This window comes from Ginsengibacter sp. (genome assembly GCF_057362405.1).
This window is the reverse complement of the sequence record NZ_JBMQQG010000204.1, coordinates 20,574-40,847: the sequence shown is the minus strand read 5'-3', so window position 1 is coordinate 40,847 and position 20,274 is coordinate 20,574. Positions and strand designations below refer to the sequence as shown.

General features: G+C 38.5%; 16 protein-coding genes. 11 read left to right on the top strand and 5 right to left on the bottom strand.

Annotated features, from left to right (window positions below):
* The first annotated feature begins 8 nt into the window (after positions 1 to 8).
* The 6 genes from ACO1O5_RS17575 (at position 9) to rnpA (ending at position 5,584) form a co-directional block, all read left to right on the top strand.
* A complete protein-coding gene (locus ACO1O5_RS17575) occupies positions 9 to 2,747 on the top strand; it encodes a BamA/OMP85 family outer membrane protein (protein ID WP_486272539.1) in 2,739 nt (912 codons plus the stop codon).
* Between the two features lie 21 nt (positions 2,748 to 2,768).
* A complete protein-coding gene (locus tag ACO1O5_RS17570; protein ID WP_486272537.1) occupies positions 2,769 to 3,281 on the top strand; it encodes an OmpH/Skp family outer membrane protein in 513 nt (170 codons plus the stop codon).
* 83 nt (positions 3,282 to 3,364) lie between these two features.
* Positions 3,365 to 3,904 carry an OmpH/Skp family outer membrane protein gene (locus ACO1O5_RS17565; RefSeq protein WP_486272535.1) on the top strand — a complete coding sequence of 180 codons (540 nt, stop codon included), beginning with the start codon at positions 3,365 to 3,367 and terminating at the stop codon, positions 3,902 to 3,904.
* A 62-nt stretch (positions 3,905 to 3,966) separates the two neighbouring features.
* Positions 3,967 to 4,797, top strand: a complete 831-nt coding sequence (gene murI / locus ACO1O5_RS17560) for a glutamate racemase (RefSeq protein ID WP_486272533.1) — start codon at positions 3,967 to 3,969, stop codon at positions 4,795 to 4,797.
* 132 nt (positions 4,798 to 4,929) lie between these two features.
* Positions 4,930 to 5,097 (top strand): 50S ribosomal protein L34, encoded by a 168-nt coding sequence (rpmH, locus tag ACO1O5_RS17555; RefSeq protein ID WP_150413998.1) that lies wholly within the window; start codon positions 4,930 to 4,932, stop codon positions 5,095 to 5,097.
* Between the two features lie 88 nt (positions 5,098 to 5,185).
* A complete protein-coding gene (gene rnpA, locus ACO1O5_RS17550) occupies positions 5,186 to 5,584 on the top strand; it encodes a ribonuclease P protein component (RefSeq protein WP_486272531.1) in 399 nt (132 codons plus the stop codon).
* Between the two features lie 16 nt (positions 5,585 to 5,600).
* Here rnpA and ACO1O5_RS17545 read toward each other — a convergent pair whose 3' ends face one another.
* The 3 genes from ACO1O5_RS17545 to prfA all read right to left on the bottom strand — a co-directional run bounded on the left by ACO1O5_RS17545 (position 5,601) and on the right by prfA (position 11,403).
* The gene (locus ACO1O5_RS17545; RefSeq protein ID WP_486272529.1) at positions 5,601 to 6,419 is read right to left on the bottom strand and encodes an SDR family oxidoreductase; all 819 of its coding nucleotides are present in this window, start codon (positions 6,417 to 6,419) and stop codon (positions 5,601 to 5,603) included.
* 118 nt (positions 6,420 to 6,537) lie between these two features.
* Positions 6,538 to 10,008: a trifunctional glycoside hydrolase family 18/polysaccharide deacetylase/glycosyltransferase family 2 protein gene (locus ACO1O5_RS17540; protein WP_486272526.1), complete on the bottom strand. Its 3,471-nt coding sequence runs from the start codon at positions 10,006 to 10,008 to the stop codon at positions 6,538 to 6,540.
* Between the two features lie 327 nt (positions 10,009 to 10,335).
* Positions 10,336 to 11,403, bottom strand: coding sequence for a peptide chain release factor 1 (gene prfA, locus ACO1O5_RS17535; RefSeq protein ID WP_486272525.1), 1,068 nt, complete (start codon positions 11,401 to 11,403; stop codon positions 10,336 to 10,338).
* Positions 11,404 to 11,478: 75 nt separating this feature from the next.
* Between prfA and ACO1O5_RS17530 the strand changes: the two genes are divergently transcribed.
* Entirely contained in the window at positions 11,479 to 12,657 is a 1,179-nt protein-coding gene (locus ACO1O5_RS17530) for an amidohydrolase family protein (protein WP_486272523.1), read from the top strand.
* Between the two features lie 6 nt (positions 12,658 to 12,663).
* Here the strand turns inward: ACO1O5_RS17530 and recO are convergent, their stop codons facing one another.
* Positions 12,664 to 13,395: a DNA repair protein RecO gene (gene recO / locus ACO1O5_RS17525; RefSeq protein ID WP_486272521.1), complete on the bottom strand. Its 732-nt coding sequence runs from the start codon at positions 13,393 to 13,395 to the stop codon at positions 12,664 to 12,666.
* A gap of 145 nt (positions 13,396 to 13,540) precedes the next feature.
* On the opposite strand from recO, the gene rsmA reads away from it, so the two are divergent.
* The 3 genes from rsmA to ACO1O5_RS17510 all read left to right on the top strand — a co-directional run bounded on the left by rsmA (position 13,541) and on the right by ACO1O5_RS17510 (position 18,666).
* Entirely contained in the window at positions 13,541 to 14,293 is a 753-nt protein-coding gene (rsmA, locus tag ACO1O5_RS17520) for a 16S rRNA (adenine(1518)-N(6)/adenine(1519)-N(6))-dimethyltransferase RsmA (RefSeq protein WP_486272520.1), read from the top strand.
* Positions 14,293 to 15,132, top strand: a complete 840-nt coding sequence (locus tag ACO1O5_RS17515; RefSeq protein ID WP_486272519.1) for a hypothetical protein — start codon at positions 14,293 to 14,295, stop codon at positions 15,130 to 15,132. The genes rsmA and ACO1O5_RS17515 overlap by 1 nt, the downstream gene beginning before the upstream one ends.
* A 72-nt stretch (positions 15,133 to 15,204) precedes the next feature.
* Positions 15,205 to 18,666 carry a methylmalonyl-CoA mutase family protein gene (locus ACO1O5_RS17510; protein ID WP_486272517.1) on the top strand — a complete coding sequence of 1,154 codons (3,462 nt, stop codon included), beginning with the start codon at positions 15,205 to 15,207 and terminating at the stop codon, positions 18,664 to 18,666.
* Between the two features lie 59 nt (positions 18,667 to 18,725).
* On the opposite strand, the gene ACO1O5_RS17505 is transcribed toward ACO1O5_RS17510, so the two are convergent.
* Positions 18,726 to 19,262: a hypothetical protein gene (locus ACO1O5_RS17505; RefSeq protein WP_486272515.1), complete on the bottom strand. Its 537-nt coding sequence runs from the start codon at positions 19,260 to 19,262 to the stop codon at positions 18,726 to 18,728.
* Positions 19,263 to 19,436: 174 nt separating this feature from the next.
* On the opposite strand from ACO1O5_RS17505, the gene ACO1O5_RS17500 reads away from it, so the two are divergent.
* Positions 19,437 to 20,246 carry an N-acetylmuramoyl-L-alanine amidase gene (locus tag ACO1O5_RS17500; protein ID WP_486272513.1) on the top strand — a complete coding sequence of 270 codons (810 nt, stop codon included), beginning with the start codon at positions 19,437 to 19,439 and terminating at the stop codon, positions 20,244 to 20,246.
* Positions 20,247 to 20,274 lie beyond the last annotated feature (28 nt).

Here is a 20,274-nt window from a genome sequence, read left to right as displayed (position 1 = left end):
ATGATTTGATGTTCAAGTTCTACAAGATTTTATTCTTAGTAGTTGTAGCTGTTACTGCCAAAACAAATGCCACTGCACAGGTCAATGATTCGGTTTCAGTAAACGTTCCGCTTGAAAATATTTTCAATTCAAAATCACCCAAGGAGTACATAATCTCTGATATAAAAGTAACTGGAACAAAATCTTTTGATCCAAACCTGATTATTTCCATTTCAGGCCTTGCTGTTGGTGATAAAGTGATGCTGCCGGGAGGAGATAATTTCTCCAAAGCAATCACCAATTTGTGGAAACAAAATCTTGTTTCTGACGTGCAGATTTATTTTACCAATCTTGTCGGAAACAAATTATCAGTTGAAATTAATATTACTGATAGGCCAAGCCTTACCAATTTTAAATTTAAAGGGGTGAGTAAAGGAGAAGCTGATGACCTAACTCCAAAACTTGGACTTTCTAAAGGCAAAGTATCTCGCGTTACAGAAAACCTGAAAACCAGTGCGGTTAACGTAATTAAGAAATTTTATATAGATAAAGGGTTTAGAAATGTGGATGTGAAAGTTGTTGAAACCAAAGACCCTAATGCCGCAAATTCGGTGAACATTGTATTTGTTGTTGATAAGAATGCAAAGGTTCGTATTAAGGATATCTTTTTTACGGGCAATGAATCGGTGAGTGCACTTAAGCTGAAAAAGCAAATGAAGGGCACCAAGGAAAAGAGCAGGCTTACTTTATTTCCTACATCTGTTGGTAATGTATTCGATTCGGGCAGAACCAACAAGATTTCATTTAATGATTATTTGCGATCCAACAGCTACTTAATTCCATCTAAAACAAAGGAATTCCTGGATCCCTATTTCCGATTTAAATTAAGTTCTGCAAAATTTAATGAAAAAAAGTACCAACAGGATAAACAAAGCCTGTTGGATTATTACAACTCTTTAGGTTTCAGAGATGCAGTAATTGTAGATGATACAACGTATAATGATAATGGCGATGTTGATGTAGCTGTTAAACTCAAGGAGGGGCACCGATATTATTTTGGAAACATAACCTGGAAGGGAAATACCAAATACTCTGATTCAGTGCTGACTTTATTATTGGGTATAAAGAAAGGAGATATTTATAATGCAGGAACCCTTAATAAAAGACTAGGTAAAGAGCCATCCCCGGAGGGTGGCGATATCAGTAGCCTTTACCAGGATGATGGCTATTTATTTTTTAGAATTGATCCTGTTGAAACCGCTGTTTATAATGATACAATCGATCATGAAATTCGAATTGTAGAAGGCCCGCAAGCTACTATAGGTAAAGTAAATATTACCGGAAATGAGAAGACCAAAGACTATGTAATACGCCGCGAATTACGAACTATTCCTGGTGACAAGTTCAGCCGCGAACTTATTATAAGAACGCAAAGGGAACTATCTCAGCTTGGCTATTTTAATCCTGAGAAAATTAATCCCGGTATTGTGCCGAACGTTGATGATGGCACTGTTGATATTACATGGGGGCTTGAAGAAAAATCATCTGACCAACTGGAACTCTCTGCTGGTTTTGGGGGTGGTATAGGATTGACGGGAACTCTCGGTGTTACTTTCAACAATTTTTCTATCTACAATATTTTTAATAAGAAAAGCTGGGATCCTTTACCAAGTGGGGATGGGCAGAAATTAAGTTTGAGAGGCCAAAGTAATGGAAAGCAATTCAGATCCTACAACTTTTCATTTACCGAGCCATGGCTTGGAGGTAAAAAAAGAAATTCGTTTACAATAAGTTATTACGATACAAAATATGCCAACGCCTATTCACCATTAGGCTATTACGACCGTAGCTATGCCGACTCTTCATATATTAAGACTACTGGTTTTAGTGTGGCACTCGGCAAACAGCTAAAATGGCCGGACGATTATTTTTCATTGGTTTATCAGTTAGATTATCAGCGCTACAAACTTAGAAAATATAATATTTTTCCAGGTTTAACGAGCGGTATCTCAAACAATTTTAGTTTTAAAATAACCTTAGCCCGTAATTCTGCCGGACCAAACCCGATCTTCCCAACAGGGGGTTCTAATTTTGCATTGAGTGGACAATTTACACCGCCGTACTCACTGTTCAATAGCGCCACATATTACAAAAATCAAGCTGCCGAAGATATTTATAAGCTGGTAGAATTTCACAAAGAGCGCTTCAATGCTGAATGGTATGTGCCTATTGGAAAAGGCCGTGGCCCCGATAAAAACAAACAGTTTGTGCTGAAAGCTGCCGCTAAATATGGTTTCCTTGGCCGTTATACCAATAAAACCATCACTTCGCCATTTGAAAGATTTCAGTTGGGTGATGCAGGCTTAAGCAACAACTACGGCTTACTTGGATACGATATTATTTCACATAGGGGTTATCCTGTTTATGATAATTCTGACCCAAAAGTTAACCCTGATATAAGTACTGCGAGTAACTTTTTTACTATTTTTAATAAATACACACTTGAGTTAAGATATCCATTTAGCACCAGTGCAAGTAGTACCATTTATGGCGAAACTTTCTTTGAAGCGGCAAACGGTTGGTATAGTTTTAAAGACTACAACCCGTTCAAACTGCGGAGATCAGTTGGAGTCGGTATGCGCTTCTTCCTACCGATGTTTGGATTACTTGGGTTTGATTACGGTGTTGGTTTAGACAGGTTAGGTTCTTCAACAGGATTAAAAGGAGCAGCTAAATTTACATTTATGCTAGGCCAGGAACCCGAATAGCAAAGCGACAAATCATCAGTTATGAAAAAAATATCTTTTTTATTATTGGCGTGTATAGCATTGAGTTCAACCTTATATGCTCAACGTTACGCAGTCATCGATTCAAAATATATTCTTGAAAAACTTCCTGAATATAAAGCGGCACAGCAAAAGCTCGATCAGTTTAGCGCACAATGGCAACAGGAGATTGATCAAAAATCTGCAGCACTTGATAAAATGTATAAGGATTATGATGCCGAACAAGTTATGCTTAGTGATGACTTGAAGAAAAAAAGGGAAGATGAATTATTCAACGCAGACAAAGCACTTAAAGATTTGCAAAGAAAACGTTTTGGCTACGAAGGTGATATTTTTAAAAAGCGCCAGGAATTGATAAAACCAATACAGGACAGAGTTTACAACGCAGTTCAAAAATTGGCCGTGGCAAAACTATATGATTTTATTTTAGATAAAAGTGAAGGAATTACCGTTATATTTGCCGACCCAAAACTTGACAAGAGTGATGATGTTCTTAAAGAGTTGGGTGTTAAATAAATGCGAAAGCACCTTTGATGATGCATCTAAAAATTAGATTTTAAACACTTTATAAAAACAAATACCAAACACAAAACACAAAAATGAAAAAGTTTGTCTCAATCGTTTTAATTTCAGTAGGGTTATTCGGATTCTCTAATATTGCAAACGCACAGAAAATTGGTTATATAAGTGCCGATGAAATTATACAATTAATGCCAGAAGCTGCCACTGTTCAGCAACAGTTGGATGAATACCAACAGTCGCTTTATAAGAATGCAGATGACCAAAAAACTGCCTTAAATGAAGCTGTTCAAAAATTTTACAAGGATTCTGCTACCATGAGCCCCAGCCTTAAAGAAGTAAAAAGAGGCGATCTGCAAAAGCAGGTGCAGGACCTGAGTGGTATGGATCAAAAAATTCAAAACCAGTTCGAGCAGAAACGGCAGGAACTTTCATTACCCATACAAAAGAAATTACAGGCTGCTATTGAAGAAGTAGCCAAGGAGAATGGATATACCTATATTTTTCCAAGGGAAGCTTTAATTTATATGCCTCCTACCAGCGATATCGGACCTTTAGTAAGAAAGAAATTGGGATTGAAAGAGCCATCCACTACGGCACCCACACTTCCTAAAAAATAAAATGATTCAAATAATTGATGCAAGCCATCCTTTAAACGGGGTGGCTTGTTTATTTTTGTACGATGAGTAATGTTTCACCTATTGGCGTTTTCGACTCAGGCTACGGAGGATTAACCGTCCTAAAATCAATAGTAGAAAAATTGCCAGATTACGATTATCTCTATTTTGGTGATAATGCAAGAGCTCCCTATGGCAACAGGTCTTTTGATACCGTTTACGAGTACACGCTGCAATCAGTAAAGTGGTTGTTGCAAAAAGGTTGTCCTTTAATAATTCTTGCGTGCAACACCGCGTCGGCAAAAGCGTTGCGATCTATTCAACAAAAAGACCTCCCGAAACTCGGTGCAGACAAACGTGTGTTGGGAGTTATAAGACCAAGCGCAGAAGTAATTGGGAATTATTCTAAAACAAATCAAATTGGGATACTTGGAACGAATGGTACAGTAGAATCGATGTCGTACCCGCTTGAGATAGAGAAGTTCTTTCCCGACGTAAATGTCATCCAACATGCCTGCCCTCTTTGGGTTCCGCTAGTTGAAAACAATGAATACAATTCTACCGGAGCGGATTATTTTATTAAAAAAGATGTGGACGAATTATTGAGCAAATCACCGGGAATAGATACCATTTTGCTCGCCTGCACTCACTATCCGCTACTGGCAGGTAAAATAAAAAAATATGTCCCGGAAAATGTTCAATTGATGTCACAGGGTGAAATTGTAGCTGGAAGCCTGGTTGATTATTTAGCCCGCCATCCCGAAATTGAAGAAAAATGCAGTAAAAATGGGCAAATTGCGTTTTTTACAACTGATTCAGCCAAAGATTTTGATAAGCATTCTGCCGTATTTTTTGGTAAGCCCGTAAAATCAACTCACGTAGACCTGGTTTCATAATTCAGTAAAAAATATCGTGAAGCTCCTTTAAAATCTAAAATACTTTCTTACTTTTGCAGCCCTTTCACAAACAGCAGGGATGGTGCCCGGCTGGGAATTGGAACAAATTTATTAAAGGAAAAACAAAATAAAATGCCAGGAAAAAAACGTACATACCAGCCGCATAAGCGCCGCCGTAAAAGTGTGCATGGCTTTAGAGAGCGCATGTCAACCGCCAACGGACGCAAAGTATTGGCAAGCCGCAGAAAGAAAGGACGCCATAAGCTTACGGTTTCTGATGAGCACGGAAGTAAAAAATAACATACGCTGAAATATTTTTATGAATAGCCTCCTTTTCGGGGCTATTTTTTTATTTTAGTATCTATCATATTTCCAAATAAATAAAAAGTTGACCATCGGGCACAGACATACATTTAAAAGGGATGAAAAGTTAAAAAGCCGTAAACTTATTCAGCTACTATTCAAGGAAGGAAAATCATTTTCACATTTTCCTCTAAGGATCATTTATGCGCAGCCTGAAAAAAATTATTCTCATTTGCAGGCAACGTTCTCTGTAAGCAGTAAAAATTTCAAGAAGGCTGTCGATAGAAACCGGGTAAAGAGGCTTATGAGAGAAGCGTACCGTTTACAGAAAGCTTCACTCTCAAACAAACTGGAAGAAGATAAAAAAAACCTTGTTGTGTTCATAATCTATACCGGTGGTGCGCCACCGGAATATGATAGCATATTTGAAAAAATGGGTAAAGGTTTGGAGCAATTGTTACAAATTATTTCAGCAAAATCTTAAGACATTTTGCAGCCCATTATAAGAAGAGATCGGTGTATAGCTTTGTCCCGGGCTCTATCGCATATTTTTCCAAAGCGGTAATACCCTCGTTTGCCAATACATCTTCGTCTATGAAGCAATTTCCTGTACATTCCTTCGAAGGTTTCCTTAAAATATAAAAAGCCGCATCAGCAATTATTTCCGGCGTGCGGCTCATTTTTATAAGTGTTTCCCCACCTAACAAATTACGAACTGCGGCTGTTGCTATGGTGGTCTTTGGCCACAAACTATTTGCCGCAATGTTGTATTTTTTAAGCTCACCCGACAGCCCCAATGAAATCATCGTCATATTATATTTACTCATCGTGTAGGCGAGATGGTTAGTAAACCATTTTTGGTCAAGATTTATAGGCGGAGAAAGATTCAGAATATGTGCATTGGTTCCATTTTTTAAATGGGGAATGCAGGCTTTACTTACAAAAAAAGTTCCTTTTACATTTATATCATTAATTAATCCAAATGCTTTTGGCTCGGTTTGTTCAACTTTGGTTAAGCTAATTGCTGATGCATTGTTTATTAAGATATCAATGCCACCAAATGTTTCAACGGCCTTATTAACAGCCTGTTGAATTTGTTCTTCAAACCTTATGTCACATTGCACGGCAAGCGCTTTACCCCCTGCATCTTCTACTTCTTTTGCTGCACTAAAAATTGTTCCTCCGAGTTTGGGATTCTCTTCAGTTGATTTGGCTGCAATCACGATATTTGCGCCTTCTTTTGCAAGCCTTAATGCTATGGACTTTCCGATACCGCGTGAAGCCCCTGTGATAAATACTGTTCTATTTTGAAAACTCATAAGTTAATTTGAAGATGAAAATTCCTAATGGACAGATATAGAAAATAATATTACAAAACACAAACTGAATTGCCTATTGCTAATATTAATAAAGCTATTTTAAAATTTGATAAAACAATTATTTAACCACTGCCACATCTTTTACACTTCCGGTTCTTTTCAATGCACCCCAACCTTGCAACTCTCCCTTAATGGCCTTATTGAAAGATTTTATAAGAATATAATACATTAATTGACGATAGATTAATCTTTGTGGCAGCATCCATACCAGCTTGAAATGATTTTCTCTTTCATAAGCAAATGCTAAAGCAGCGCCTGCAACATCAATAAACGTAAATATAATATAATACAAAATAATATGAGGTATGCTCGCCACAATTACTCCGAAGGATGCTGCTACAAGGCTAAGGACCAAAATAATATCTGCAAGGGGAGCAAGTATAGGCAATATCATTTGGTAAATTAAAATATTGGGCATGGCAATCATTCCAAAGTTTTTATACTTCGGATTAAAAACGGTATCACGATGTTTCCAAAAACATTGCATAACACCAAAACTCCACCTGAATCGTTGTTTCAAAAATTGCCTGAAAGTTTCCGGTGCCTCGGTGTAGGAAATAGCAGAAGTACAATTTCTAATAATATAATCATGACGCAACAGCCGCATCGTAAGGTCACAATCTTCAGCAAGTGTATCGGTCGTAAAGCCTCCTGCAATCAAAACAGCATCTTTGCGGAAAGCCCCGATGGCACCAGGAATGACCGTAATACAGTTTAATAAATCAAATGCCCGTCGGTCAAAATTTTGAGAAGTTATATATTCAATGCTTTGCCAATGTGTGATCATATTTATCTCATTGCCCACTTTTACATTTCCGGCAACGGCGCCAACATTTTCATTGTCAAATTTTTTCATTAATTCAGAAACAGCATCTGTCTTAAGTTGTGTGTCTGCGTCTATGCATACCACAAAATCGGCTGTTGATTTTTGTATCCCGAAATTAAGAGCAGAAGCTTTTCCTCCATTTGATTTTGTATAAACCCTCACTTTTGGATTTGCAAGAAAGTATTCTCGAACCGTGGTATAGGTTTCATCTTTGCTTCCATCATCTACAAAAATAATTTCGAGCTGCGGGTAATCCTGTGCCAGCAGGCTTTTTACGGTTCGAATTGCATTTACTTCCTCATTATACGCTGGAACAATTATACTTACTAAAGGCCAATTACCTTTATTGGTGGTAAGCAAAGGAGAAATTTTATTCGACCTGGAATCTTTTCGTTTTTGAATGCTTGCCAAAACAGCCATTAAGATTATTCGGCCAACTGATAATAAGATGCCAAAGATAAAAAGCGAAAATAAAATGTGGCCGCTCCAATATCCTGCTTCGGCCAGGAAAAAATTAAATCTTCTTGTCCATCTGTCACGGGAAGAAGCTACTCTTGGCATCACTTCATCTTTTGTTTTTCCCATCAGGTCAGCAACAGTTGTAAAAACATACCCTTGCTTTTTAAAGTAATCAATTATCCTGGGGAGCGCTTCAACAGTAGATTTTCGTGTTTCTCCACCAGCATCATGCAATAAAATAATACTGGCATTTCCATCTTGCACCTGCCTCACCACACGTTGAAAAATACTGTCGGCACTTACACCCGGCGCCCAATCGTTAGGATCAATACTTTCATTAACTGTCAAATAATTTTCATTCCGGCTTCTTTCAATCGGAGCAAGCTCTTCGTAAGTTTGTGGCTCGGAATCGGCGTTGTATGGAGCTCTGAATAAAATGGTGGAATGACCGGTAATGCTTTCTATTAGTAGTCGCGTTAGTTTCATTTCAAGTTCTGCCCTTTGCAGACTCATGTCTGCAATATTGTGATGCGTGAAAGTATGATTGCCAATTTCAAATCCATCTTTAAATTCCCGTTGCAGAATTGGAATATTTTGTTCTGCATTAATGCCAACCACAAAAAATGTTGCAGGTACTTTTTCACGTTCTAATATGGTAAGAATTTTAGGTGTCCACTCTTCGCTCGGCCCATCATCAAAGGTGAGAATAAGCTTATGTCCTTTTCCCACGGTGGTATCTTCTGCAAATTTTCTTATTACATAACCTGAAGGAAGTTGAACATAATTCTGTTCGGCAATGAGTTGCTCCGCACTGTCAATTTCGAAGTTAATTTTTCCGGGTTGTGGAGAGAATATAATGTCAAGAACTTCCCCTTCACCCTCGAATCCAACATTATTTTGAGTTATTGGAATAGTGGTAAGTGAATCAAAATTAAATGGCTGTTGTTGTAAGGAAGAATTACTCAATAAACGGCTATAATATTTCCACATGCGCTGATCTTCACTTCCAAGCCGCCACAATGCTGTACCTGCTGTTGGAAATTCATCGCTGAAACGAAGAATATTGAAAGTAGTGGCCGCATCAGTGAACCACACTTCATGACGGGTTGTATCAACATCATCCGTGCTGTCAGTTTCTTCCGAATCATAGCTAAAATGTAGGTTGTATGAATCGTTATCATAAATAATTTTTGCATCAAGCGCTTTAGCTTTATTAATGGCATCGTTATAGATATAATCCTGGTCGTGTTTTCCATTTGCCCAATCGTATCCAAAGGCACCTATTCCAAGAATTATTTTGGATGGATCAATACGTTCGGCGGTCCACGACACGGCATCTTCAATCCATTTTTGCCCGCTTATCGGCCCCGGGCCTGTGGAGTTATTAAATTCATCATAAGCCATTAGAACGATGTAATCATTATAGGCCGATAATTTCGTGTAGTCGTAGTCGTTATTCTTAGGTTCCACATCCATACTTACCAGCATTCCTCTTCCGTGCAATTTTTCATATAATTTTTTTTGAAATTGGGTAAGAGGTGCATTAGTGGTTTCCACCAGTTCTTCAAAGTCTATATTTATGCCATTGAGTTGGTAGTAAGATAATGTGTCCGCAATCTGTTGTATAAAATTTCTTTGCAGGACTGAGTCGTTTAAAATTTTATGCAGGAGCTTTCCATCAAAGCCCTTTGATATCGACCTGAAGTTAGAAACAATGGGCATAATCCGCAGTTGTTTTTGCTTCATCAGGGCCAGTCCGGCACTGTCGATCCTTGTTTGCAGGTGAAAAGTTAGGGTATCAATAAAAAACCATTCGGGAAAAATGGTGTTGAGCTTATCAGCATTTTTTTGCAAATCGGGATAAGAGGTATTAGCAGTCCATGGCGTATAAAATGCGGCTCTAATCAACGGAAGCGAATTGGCTTTTGAAGCTGTCTTATTCCTTGCTTTCTTTAAAGAGTCTGTCTTTACCTTTTTTAGTAAGAAGTCTTTAAAGCCTTTATATTTTTCATTCTGGGTATTTTTTAAAGTGAGCGGGTTGGTAGGATCGAGCGAAGTTTCATATTCTTTGGCCTTTGCCTTCATATTTGGCAAACTGGGTTGCGAGCCGCTGTACAATGCGATCCCGAGCACCACAAAAAAGAAAATAGCGATTATCAAAAGTACCCGTGTTGTCCATTTTACACTTTTCCAGCGGGTAGGTCTGTTGGTTTGAAATATTTGGGGAGTATCGCTATTAATCATGAAAGCTTTAATTATAAATAATCAACAGCTTTTGACGTAAAGAAAGTTATTGATGTTTTGCGCAACAAAGATAATAGTAAGACAAATCAAAATTCTTTCCTTATAAATTATAGTAAGTGCTTAACAAATTCTGAAGGAAAAAAAGAAAGGCCCCTGTAGAAACAGGGGCCGTTTACCAAAACTAACTGCTTATGAGAAAATTGACTTTTAAACTTAATACTGGTTATGTTTCAAACCATGTGCCAAAGTTAAGACCACTTATGTTAAGAAAGTTATAAGATGGTTCTAAGCAAATGATAAATACATCAATTACGAAGTTACACATTTCTATTGCTGTTGTTGCGATAATTTTTCTGAATTTTCGGCAAACTGGAGTGCGTCTATAAATTCCTGAAGGTCCCCGTTTAACACATTGTCAAGGTTATATACCGTTAAGCCTATGCGATGGTCTGTAACACGTCCCTGCGGATAATTGTAGGTTCTTATCTTGGCTGATCGATCACCCGTACTCACCAGGCTTTTTCTGTGACGGGAAATCTCTTCCTCTTGTTTTCGCACCTCTTCTTCATACAATTTAGTTCGAAGCATCTGCATAGCTTTTTCACGATTTCCTAATTGGCTTCGCTCTGTCTGGCAAATAATAACAATGCCTGTCGGAAGATGCGTGAGCATTACCTTCGTTTCTACTTTATTTACATTTTGCCCGCCAGCGCCACCACTCCGGGCAGTTTCCATTTTTACATCGCTATCCTTCAATTCAAAATCTACCTCTTCTGCTTCGGGCATAACGGCCACTGTGGCAGCACTCGTATGTACCCGACCGCTCGCTTCGGTATCGGGTACCCGTTGTACGCGATGGACACCGCTTTCAAATTTTAAGGTTCCATAAACGTCTTCGCCCGTTACCTCTATCTGCACTTCTTTATAGCCTCCGACAGTCCCTTCACTCTCGCTAAGCAACGCCGTTTTCCAGCCCTTGGATTCACAATATTTCAGGTACATTCTCATAAGGTTCCCGGCAAATAGTGAGGCTTCGTCTCCACCAGTTCCCGCACGTATTTCAAGTATGGCATTCTTCTCATCCTGCGGATCTTTTGGTATCAACATGTTCCTGATCTGCCTTTCGTACTGTTCTTTTTTTTCCAATAAGCCCGGCATTTCTTCTTTAGCGAGCTCCTTCATTTCATCGTCATCGCTTTCAATCATTTCCTTGTTGAACTCCATGTCATCCAGCAGTTTGGCATATTCGTTTCTCACATTTACAATCTTCTCAAGGCTGCGGTATTCTTTGCTTAGCTGCTTATATTTTTTATTGTCATTTACAATTTCAGGATTAGAAAGCGCTACGCCTAATTCTTCGAACCTTGCTTTTATACCGTCAAGTTTATCTAACATTTTTATATCTATTTATAACTGCAATGCAGGTTATCTTTGATTTCCGGGATGCAAAATTAACTTATTAGTTTTTAGATGGAATATCGAAAATTTAAGGCAGATTATTTATTTACAGGGAAAGATTTTCTTAACGGAAACAGCGTATTAGTAACCGATGATACAGGTAAAATCTTGGAAATTATTGATGAAAGCGCCGCCGGACAAGACGTAGAGATATTTAACGGCGTTCTTTCACCTGGATTTATCAACGCTCATTGCCACCTGGAACTATCACATTTAAGAGATCTTATTCCGGAAAAAACCGGGCTTGTTGATTTTGTATTTATGGTAGTGACGGAAAGACACTTCGCCCAGGAACAAATTTCCGATGCTATTGATAAAGCCGAAAAAGAAATGCTACAACGTGGCATAGTGGCAGTTGGGGACATCTGTAACAATACACTTTCACTTCACCAAAAACAAAATAGCCTCCTTCTCTATAAGAATTTTATTGAAGTTAGCGGATGGCATCCGGATGTTGCGGAAGCCAGGTTCGAAAAAAGTAAATTGTATTACGATGAATTTGTTCAAAAAAAACAGGAAACGTATTTAGTTCCTCATGCCCCGTATTCCATTTCCAAAGATCTGTGGGGAAAAATTACCCCTTATTTTTCCCAAAATGTGGTGAGTATCCACAACCAGGAAACACGCGATGAGGATGAATTTTTTTTGAATGGCTCGGGAAATTTGGTGGACTTGTATAGAAAGATGAAGATTGATAATTCATTCTACCAATCGCCAAAATTAAGAAGCCTTCAAACTTATTTTGCCAATTTTGAAAAAGCTTCTTCTGTTATTTTAGTGCACAATACTTTTACGCAACAAGAGGACATCGATTATATAGATAAAGCGAAAACCAAGGATCAACTGGTATCTTTTTGCCTGTGCCCTAATGCAAATTTTTATATTGAAAACAAATTGCCACCAGTAGAAGTGCTTTTGCGTAACGAATGTAATATAGTGGTGGGAACAGATAGTCTTGCATCAAATCATCAACTCGATATCCTGGAAGAACTAAAGATAATTTCAAGAAATTTCCCTGGTATTCCGCTGGAAACATTATTGCAATGGGCAACTATAAATGGAGCTAAAGCATTGCGGGCAGATGATGTACTTGGCAGTTTTGAAAAGGGAAGGCAACCGGGAATAGTTCTCATAGAAAATGTTGAAGGTAAAAAGCTGTCTCAAACTGCTGTGGCCAGAAGAATTTTATAGGTTAACTTATTCCGATAAAACACGCAATACAGGGAGCGTTTTCATAACGCCAAAATCGGCAATATGAAAATTGTAATAGTTCTCGAGTGCAGATAAAATAATTGCCCGGATACTTTTATTCAGTTTTATTTCTTTCAACTCTGATGGGTGTAACACTTTTAATAATTGTGAGAAATGATGACTGATACCAGGTTCTAAATAATTATCATTTGCCAGTGGCTTACTGGTAAAAATCCCTTCACTTATATTGAAATGATTTTTTTCTGTAGAGTAATTATCCTGGATGCTCAAACCAAAAAAATGAGCAAGTTGCATAGCGAAATAAATAGGGAAATTGCCAGTCACTTCGTTTTCTGCAACATCAAGCTGCATAAAAGCATCTTCACAAAAGTGAAATAGATCCGCATTGGCCTCGGGTTGTTTGAGGCATTTTTGTAAAAGCTCCACCATATAAAGTGCCACCGAATTTTTAGTTACATCACTTAAAATATTTCTATAGAGGTAACTCCATTTAAGGTCTTTAATACGTTGTAAATTTTTAAGCTCATTATGGTACACCTCCATTTCGAGCATAGATGACGGTTGAAAAAAATGAGCTTTTGAAGTCTTACTTTGTGTACGAACGCCATTCACAATATAAGATTGAATACCAAACAACTCAGTGAAAATGGATGCAATCACAGAAGTTTCACCGTATTTAATGGTACGCAGTACAATTCCTTTTGTGGCGTGAATCATTGGAACGTAAAGTAATGAATGATGTTCGGTTCTTTTTATCTAAATTAATTCATATTCCATTTACAGGATCGCAAAGAAACTATTGACATACAATGACCCAATCTTATTAGATGTTATTGGTAAAACTTATCTGTAATTTCGGCCCATGTACACATTAAAGAAATCACTTGGGCAGCATTTTTTAAAAGATGAAAAAGTGGTGCAAAGGATAATTGACGAACTTCAAAAAAGTGACTTCACAAATTTATTAGAAGTGGGACCTGGCGGCGGCGCACTTACCAAACACCTTTTGAAAATTCCACGCATCCACTTTAAAGCAGTTGAACTGGATGAAGAAAAAGTTAATTTTCTTTTAAAACAATTTCCCTCGTTGCAAAATAATCTAATTCATCAAAGCTTCCTTACAATAGACCGCCCGTTTGACGAACCATTTACTGTAATTGGCAATTTTCCTTATAATATTTCCACCCAAATTCTGTTTAAGGTATTGGAATGGAAAGAATATGTACCGGTTGTAATTGGCATGTTTCAAAAAGAAGTGGCAGAAAGAGCAGCCGCGAAAGAAGGAAGTAAAATATATGGTGTATTAAGTGTGCTCCTGCAATATTACTATAGTGTTGAATATTTATTTTCGGTAGGCAACGAAAGTTTTACACCGCAGCCAAAAGTTCAAAGTGGGGTTATCAGGCTAACCAAAAATAAAAGTCAATTACCGGTGAAGAGTGAAAGAGCCTTTTGGGTTTTGGTAAAAACAGCGTTTAATCAACGCCGTAAGACGTTAAGAAATGGGGTGAAGAGTTTGTTTTCAAAAGAAATTCTAGATGACGATTTATTTAATCGTCGGGCCGAAACTTTAAGTGTTGAAGAATTTGCAGCCCTTACTTTTAAAATGAGTTGATGAAGAATATAAAAGTGACTATTTCCCTGGTTTTTGTTTCACTATGCATGTTATCGTGCTATGCGCCAAGATATGTCTATAGCCCTTCAACGCAAAATATTCCTCTATTACACAAGAAAAATGATCTTGAGTTTTCGGGTTTCTATGCAGGTTCTATAAATGCCTTTAAAGAAAAAGGGAATAGTATTAACGGTTTAGATTTACAGGGCTCATGGGCCGTTAGCAGCCATTTTGCCCTTATGCTCAATGAAAGTTTTCGGTGGGAAAAGAATAGCGGTAACGATAGCTTTTTCCCTGGCGATAGTTCATTATTAAATTACAAAAGAAATTTTACCGAGTTGGGCGGCGGCTATTTTACATCGATGGCTTATAACGAGAAAATGCAGTTCCAGTTATTTGGCGGAGTTGCATTAGGCGCTTCAGATATATCCGACGAATATATTTCGAATATGGCTCATGTGAATAAATATCACAATAGTAGCGTAACAAAAATTTTTATTCAGCCTGCTATTATTTATAATCTTTCAAAAAAATTCTCAGGAGCGATGAGCTCTCGTTTTACAGAGATTGTCTTTACTCATATTCATACCAATTATACACCGCAGGAACTGGATAATTATATCCTGGATAGTCTTACTGTATCCCCTGTCTTTTTCTGGGAACCGGCCGCGAGTTATACTGTTGGATTTAAGAAACTCCCATTAAAGTTGAGAATACAGGGTTCGATTTCAATCCTTTTAAATCATCGCTTCGTTGAGCATCGAACAGGCAACGTAGCCATAGGAATTATTGCAGACTTTGATAAAAAAAGAATAAGAAGTAGATCGACCAAAGACTAACAACCATTTATCCTTCCCTTTAGTTGTAATTTTGCAGGAGCGATTGTCTTGTTATCAAAATGATTTTTAGGTATGGCACATGAAAAAAAAACAAGCTCTGTACGAATTGTTACAGCTGCCTCATTATTTGATGGGCACGATGCTGCTATAAATATTATGCGGCGTATTATGCAGAGTAAGGGCGCTGAAATTATTCATCTTGGCCATAACCGGAGCGTGCACGAAATAGTTGAATGCGCCATTGAGGAAGATGCGCAGGGCATAGCAGTTACAAGTTACCAGGGAGGCCACCTGGAATTTTTTAAATACATGAAAGATTTGCTTGATGAAAATGGCTGTGGCCATATAAAAATTTTCGGTGGAGGAGGCGGCACCATTTTGCCTTCAGAAATAGAAGAGTTGCAAGCATACGGAATTACAAAAATTTATTCACCTGATGATGGCCGGCATATGGGCCTTGAAGGAATGATAGAAGATGTAGTTAGGAAATGTAGCCTCCCTCTAGCCCCCTCCTCACTAATAGTTAACGGGAGGTCGGGGACAACAGCTTCTAATGGTAATGGCAAGTTTGCGTTAGGTGAATGGAGAGATATAAAAAAGATTGCAACCTCTATAACTCAGGCGGAGAGCGGTGAATCAGTTGACATATTATTGAATGGAAGAGACAACGCTGCGGCATTAAAAAGTAAAAAAGTACCCTCACCAGTCCTTGGCATAACCGGAACCGGAGGCGCCGGTAAGTCTTCCGTTACTGACGAGATTGTTCGCCGGTTTCTAAAGAATTATCCCGATAAAACTATTGCGGTTATTTCTGTTGATCCTTCGAGGAAGAAGACCGGTGGTGCGCTATTGGGTGATCGCATTCGCATGAACTCTATCCATCATCCACGGGCTTATATGCGATCTCTTGCCACCCGTGAAAATGATAAAGCATTGAGCAATTACGTGCAGGAGGCCATCGATATTTGTAAGGCAGCCGGTTACGACTTTATTATTTTGGAAAGCGCAGGCGTAGGACAAAGCGATGCATCAATTTTGGATTATTGTAATGTGAGTGTGTATGTAATGACTCCCGAATATGGCGCCGCATCGCAACTGGAGAAGATTAATATGCTTGACTATGCAGACATTGTTTGCCTGAATAAATTTGACAAGGCAGGTGCGTTGGATGCATTGCATGATATCAAAAAACAATATAAGCGGAATCATGGCCTTTGGAATGCAAAAGATAATGAGCTCCCCGTAATTGGCACTGTTGCTTCTTTATTTAATGATAAAGGATGCAACGAACTATTTAATAAGATAGTTGATATTGTTGACAAAAAAACCGGTAACACTTTTAAGGGATATAGCGCTTCGAAAATAAGTGGCGGAATTGGTGAGCCTATAATTCCCGCAAAGAGAGTTCGTTACCTGGCGGAGATAGCTGATGAAATCATAAATTACAACAGGCTTGCTCAAGACCAGGCTGAGCTTGCCACACAGCTATACCAGTTAAAGGGAGCCGCCAGGATTATTAATCAGGATAAAACGACCGACAACGAAGAAACTAGTACTGCCATAAACGAAGCCATTAAAAAAATTGAAAAGAAATTATTACCGATTTCTAGAAAATTAATAGATGAGTGGGACGTTGTTAAAAATACTTATAAGAAAGAATTTTTTGAATACGATGTAAGGGGTAAGATAATTAAGCAGCCACTATTTGTTGAATCGCTTTCCCATTCAAAAATTCCAAAAATTGCTGTGCCGAGGTTTAAAGATTGGGGAGATATTTTGCGCTGGAGGTTGCAGGAAAATTTCCCGGGAAAATTTCCCTATACCGCCGGGGTCTTCCCTCTAAAGCGCCAGGAAGAAGATCCTACAAGAATGTTTGCCGGTGAAGGCGGCCCGGAAAGAACCAACAGACGTTTTCACTATGTAAGTTTGGGACAGCCTGCAAAACGCCTCAGCACTGCATTTGACAGCGTAACACTTTATGGTGAAGATCCTGATACCCGTCCTGACATTTACGGAAAAGTTGGTAACAGTGGTGTGAGTGTGGCATCAGTTGACGACGCAAAAAAATTGTATAGTGGCTTTGATCTTTGTGATGCTAAAACTTCTGTAAGCATGACGATCAATGGACCGGCGCCAATGTTGCTTGCATTCTTTTTGAACGCAGCAATTGACCAGCAATGTGAGAAATACATTATTGAACATAACTTACAGGAAAGCATAAACGCAATTATAGAGTCGAAATTTAATATTGATTTTTTACCAAAGTATACAGGGATTAATGGTGAAAAGGTACAGCCGTACCAGGGCCAAATGATTGGCCAACTTCCCGAAGGAAACGATGGTTTAGGCCTAAGACTTCTGGGTTTATCGGGCCAGGATGTTTTGGATAAAGAAATTTATGAACAAATAAAAGCAAAGGCCTTGTCAACTGTTCGCGGCACTGTCCAGGCAGATATTTTAAAAGAAGACCAGGCACAAAATACTTGTATTTTTTCTACTGAATTTGCTTTGAAATTAATGGGAGATGTACAACAATATTTTATTGAAAAAAAGGTAAGAAATTTTTATTCTGTTTCAATCAGCGGGTATCACATTGCGGAAGCCGGTGCTAATCCTATAACGCAACTTGCATTTACACTTTCTAATGGGTTTACTTACGTTGAATATTACCTGGCCCGTGGAATGAACATTGACGATTTTGCACCAAATCTTTCTTTCTTTTTCAGCAATGGTATGGATGCTGAATATAGTGTAATAGGCCGTGTTGCCCGCCGCATCTGGGCAAAGGCGATGAAATATAAATACCACGCCAATGAGCGGTCGCAAAAATTGAAATATCATATTCAAACCAGTGGCCGAAGTCTTCATGCCCAGGAAATAGATTTCAACGATATAAGAACCACACTACAAGCCCTGTATGCTATTTATGATAACTGCAACAGCCTGCATACAAATGCCTATGATGAGGCGATTACCACGCCAACCGAGGAGAGCGTGAGACGTGCAATGGCCATTCAGTTAATAATTAACCGTGAGCTGGGGACTGCCAAAAATGAAAATCCCAACCAGGGAAGTTTCTTGATTGAGGAGTTAACTGACCTGGTAGAAGAGGCTGTGATGACGGAGTTTAACCGCATATCAGAAAGAGGTGGCGTATTGGGTGCCATGGAGCGTATGTACCAGCGTAATAAAATCCAGGAAGAGAGTCTATATTATGAAACGCTCAAACATACAGGCGAATTCCCAATAGTTGGTGTAAACACTTTTCTCAATAAGGCCGGTTCTCCTACCATTCTACCGGCGGAGGTTATACGCAGTACCAACGAAGAAAAAGATTTGCAGATAGATAATTTGAATGCCTTTCACAAACGGCATAAAAATGAGAGCAGCAAAATGTTGAGGCGACTGCAGGAAGTGGCAGTAAACAACGGAAATCTTTTTGAAGAATTGATGGAAACCGTAAAATATTGTTCATTGGGTCAAATAACCCATGCATTATATGAAGTAGGTGGGCAATACCGGAGAAATATGTAAGACGGTTTTCAAAAAAAAGCACCGCAATTCTGCAGTGCTTAAAAAAAATCAATTTATTTTCAATGCAGTTTCCTGGTGTATTCGTCGAGTCTCACAATTTTGCCATCCTTAATTTTGAGATCATCAATTATATCAGCTGAATCTTTTTTGCCTTTCATATCTTCCCAATGCTGCCTGTACCATATTGTAACCCATTCCTCTTTTTTATCTTTAGAAATAACCGATTCCCAATCACTCATCTTTACGTCCATGCTTTTCATTTCTCCCCTGGATTTTGTAAACATTGCCTGAACGCTATCGGCCGGAAGAGTCTTGTCCAGTCCATCAAATTGAAGGTGTACGGAATCACCGAAATACTTCATAGATTCCGGAATATTTCCGGTTTCATAGCCTTTCAGGGCTTCCAGTGCTACCATTGTGTTTGCCGTACTGCCCATATCCCAATTGTCAGGATGGTCAATAGTATATGGGTAAGTCATAGCAACAGGAGCTGCTGCAGCTGTAGAATCTTTAACTGCTTCTTTTGTGTCTGTGCCTGCGTTGTTACAAGCAGCAAAAGCAATAGCTGCCATAAAAAATAACGTCAATTTTTTCATAATGAATTTTTAATGATGAATAAATACAGGTGAAATATAAGATAGCAACTTACTGTTCAAGGGGCATAACAAGTTAACTATTCAGTAGTTGATATACAAAAAAAATGGAATAAATTTTAATTGAAATGAGGAGGTCAGGTTTGTTGGCCTGGCTAATTACCTTTACTTAAAAAAATGCGGAGACTTTCATTTTTAATCCTTGTTTTAATATTGATAATTTTTTCATGTTCCTCAAATAAATATGCCCGTACCAACAGAGTATATAAGCGCCAGGTAAAATCGTTTGCAAAAATTATTCGTAAAACACCATTAACCGACAGTATTTACAATTCAACTCCGTGGGTGGGCACTACCAACTTCGGCCTTCGCAAACCCAATTTTGTAATTATCCACCATACAGCTCAAAGTAGTTGTGAGCAAACATTACAAACCTTCACTTTGCCCAGAACGCAGGTAAGCGCCCACTATGTAATTTGTAGAGACGGAACGGTCCATCATATGTTGAACGATTACTTACGTGCATGGCAGGCAGGCGTGAGTTCCTGGGGAAATGACAGGGATATCAATTCATCTTCCATAGGCATTGAGCTCGATAATAATGGCTTTGATTCTTTCCCCCCGGCACAAATCAGCAGTTTACTAACGGTGTTGGCTACTCTTAAAAAAACCTACAATATCCCAACAGCAAATTTTATTGGCCATGCCGATATAGCTCCAACGAGGAAAAAGGACCCCAATGTAAAATTTCCGTGGCAATTGCTGTCGCAAAATGGCTTTGGTTTATGGTATAATGATACAACTAATATTTTTCTGCCCGACAATTTCAATAGCCTGGAGGCGCTGCGAATTATAGGGTACTCGGTTAAGGATAGCCTTGCAGCTATTGTTGCATTTAAACGTCATTTTGAAATGCAGGATAGCAGCACCATTCTTACCTGTGGCGATAAAAAAATATTGTACAAACTAATGGCGAAATATGAATAATAACTGTTAGAAAAAGGAAAGCCCACAC

Coding starts and splice junctions, on each gene's coding strand:
- ACO1O5_RS17575 (WP_486272539.1), top strand. CDS start 9: ATGTTCAAGTTCTACAAGATTTTATTCTTAGTAGTTGTAGCTGTTACT.
- ACO1O5_RS17570 (WP_486272537.1), top strand. CDS start 2,769: ATGAAAAAAATATCTTTTTTATTATTGGCGTGTATAGCATTGAGTTCA.
- ACO1O5_RS17565 (WP_486272535.1), top strand. CDS start 3,365: ATGAAAAAGTTTGTCTCAATCGTTTTAATTTCAGTAGGGTTATTCGGA.
- murI (WP_486272533.1), top strand. CDS start 3,967: ATGAGTAATGTTTCACCTATTGGCGTTTTCGACTCAGGCTACGGAGGA.
- rpmH (WP_150413998.1), top strand. CDS start 4,930: ATGCCAGGAAAAAAACGTACATACCAGCCGCATAAGCGCCGCCGTAAA.
- ACO1O5_RS17545 (WP_486272529.1), bottom strand. CDS start 6,419: ATGAGTTTTCAAAATAGAACAGTATTTATCACAGGGGCTTCACGCGGT.
- ACO1O5_RS17540 (WP_486272526.1), bottom strand. CDS start 10,008: ATGATTAATAGCGATACTCCCCAAATATTTCAAACCAACAGACCTACC.
- prfA (WP_486272525.1), bottom strand. CDS start 11,403: ATGTTAGATAAACTTGACGGTATAAAAGCAAGGTTCGAAGAATTAGGC.
- ACO1O5_RS17530 (WP_486272523.1), top strand. CDS start 11,479: ATGGAATATCGAAAATTTAAGGCAGATTATTTATTTACAGGGAAAGAT.
- recO (WP_486272521.1), bottom strand. CDS start 13,395: ATGATTCACGCCACAAAAGGAATTGTACTGCGTACCATTAAATACGGT.
- rsmA (WP_486272520.1), top strand. CDS start 13,541: ATGTACACATTAAAGAAATCACTTGGGCAGCATTTTTTAAAAGATGAA.
- ACO1O5_RS17515 (WP_486272519.1), top strand. CDS start 14,293: ATGAAGAATATAAAAGTGACTATTTCCCTGGTTTTTGTTTCACTATGC.
- ACO1O5_RS17510 (WP_486272517.1), top strand. CDS start 15,205: ATGGCACATGAAAAAAAAACAAGCTCTGTACGAATTGTTACAGCTGCC.
- ACO1O5_RS17505 (WP_486272515.1), bottom strand. CDS start 19,262: ATGAAAAAATTGACGTTATTTTTTATGGCAGCTATTGCTTTTGCTGCT.
- ACO1O5_RS17500 (WP_486272513.1), top strand. CDS start 19,437: ATGCGGAGACTTTCATTTTTAATCCTTGTTTTAATATTGATAATTTTT.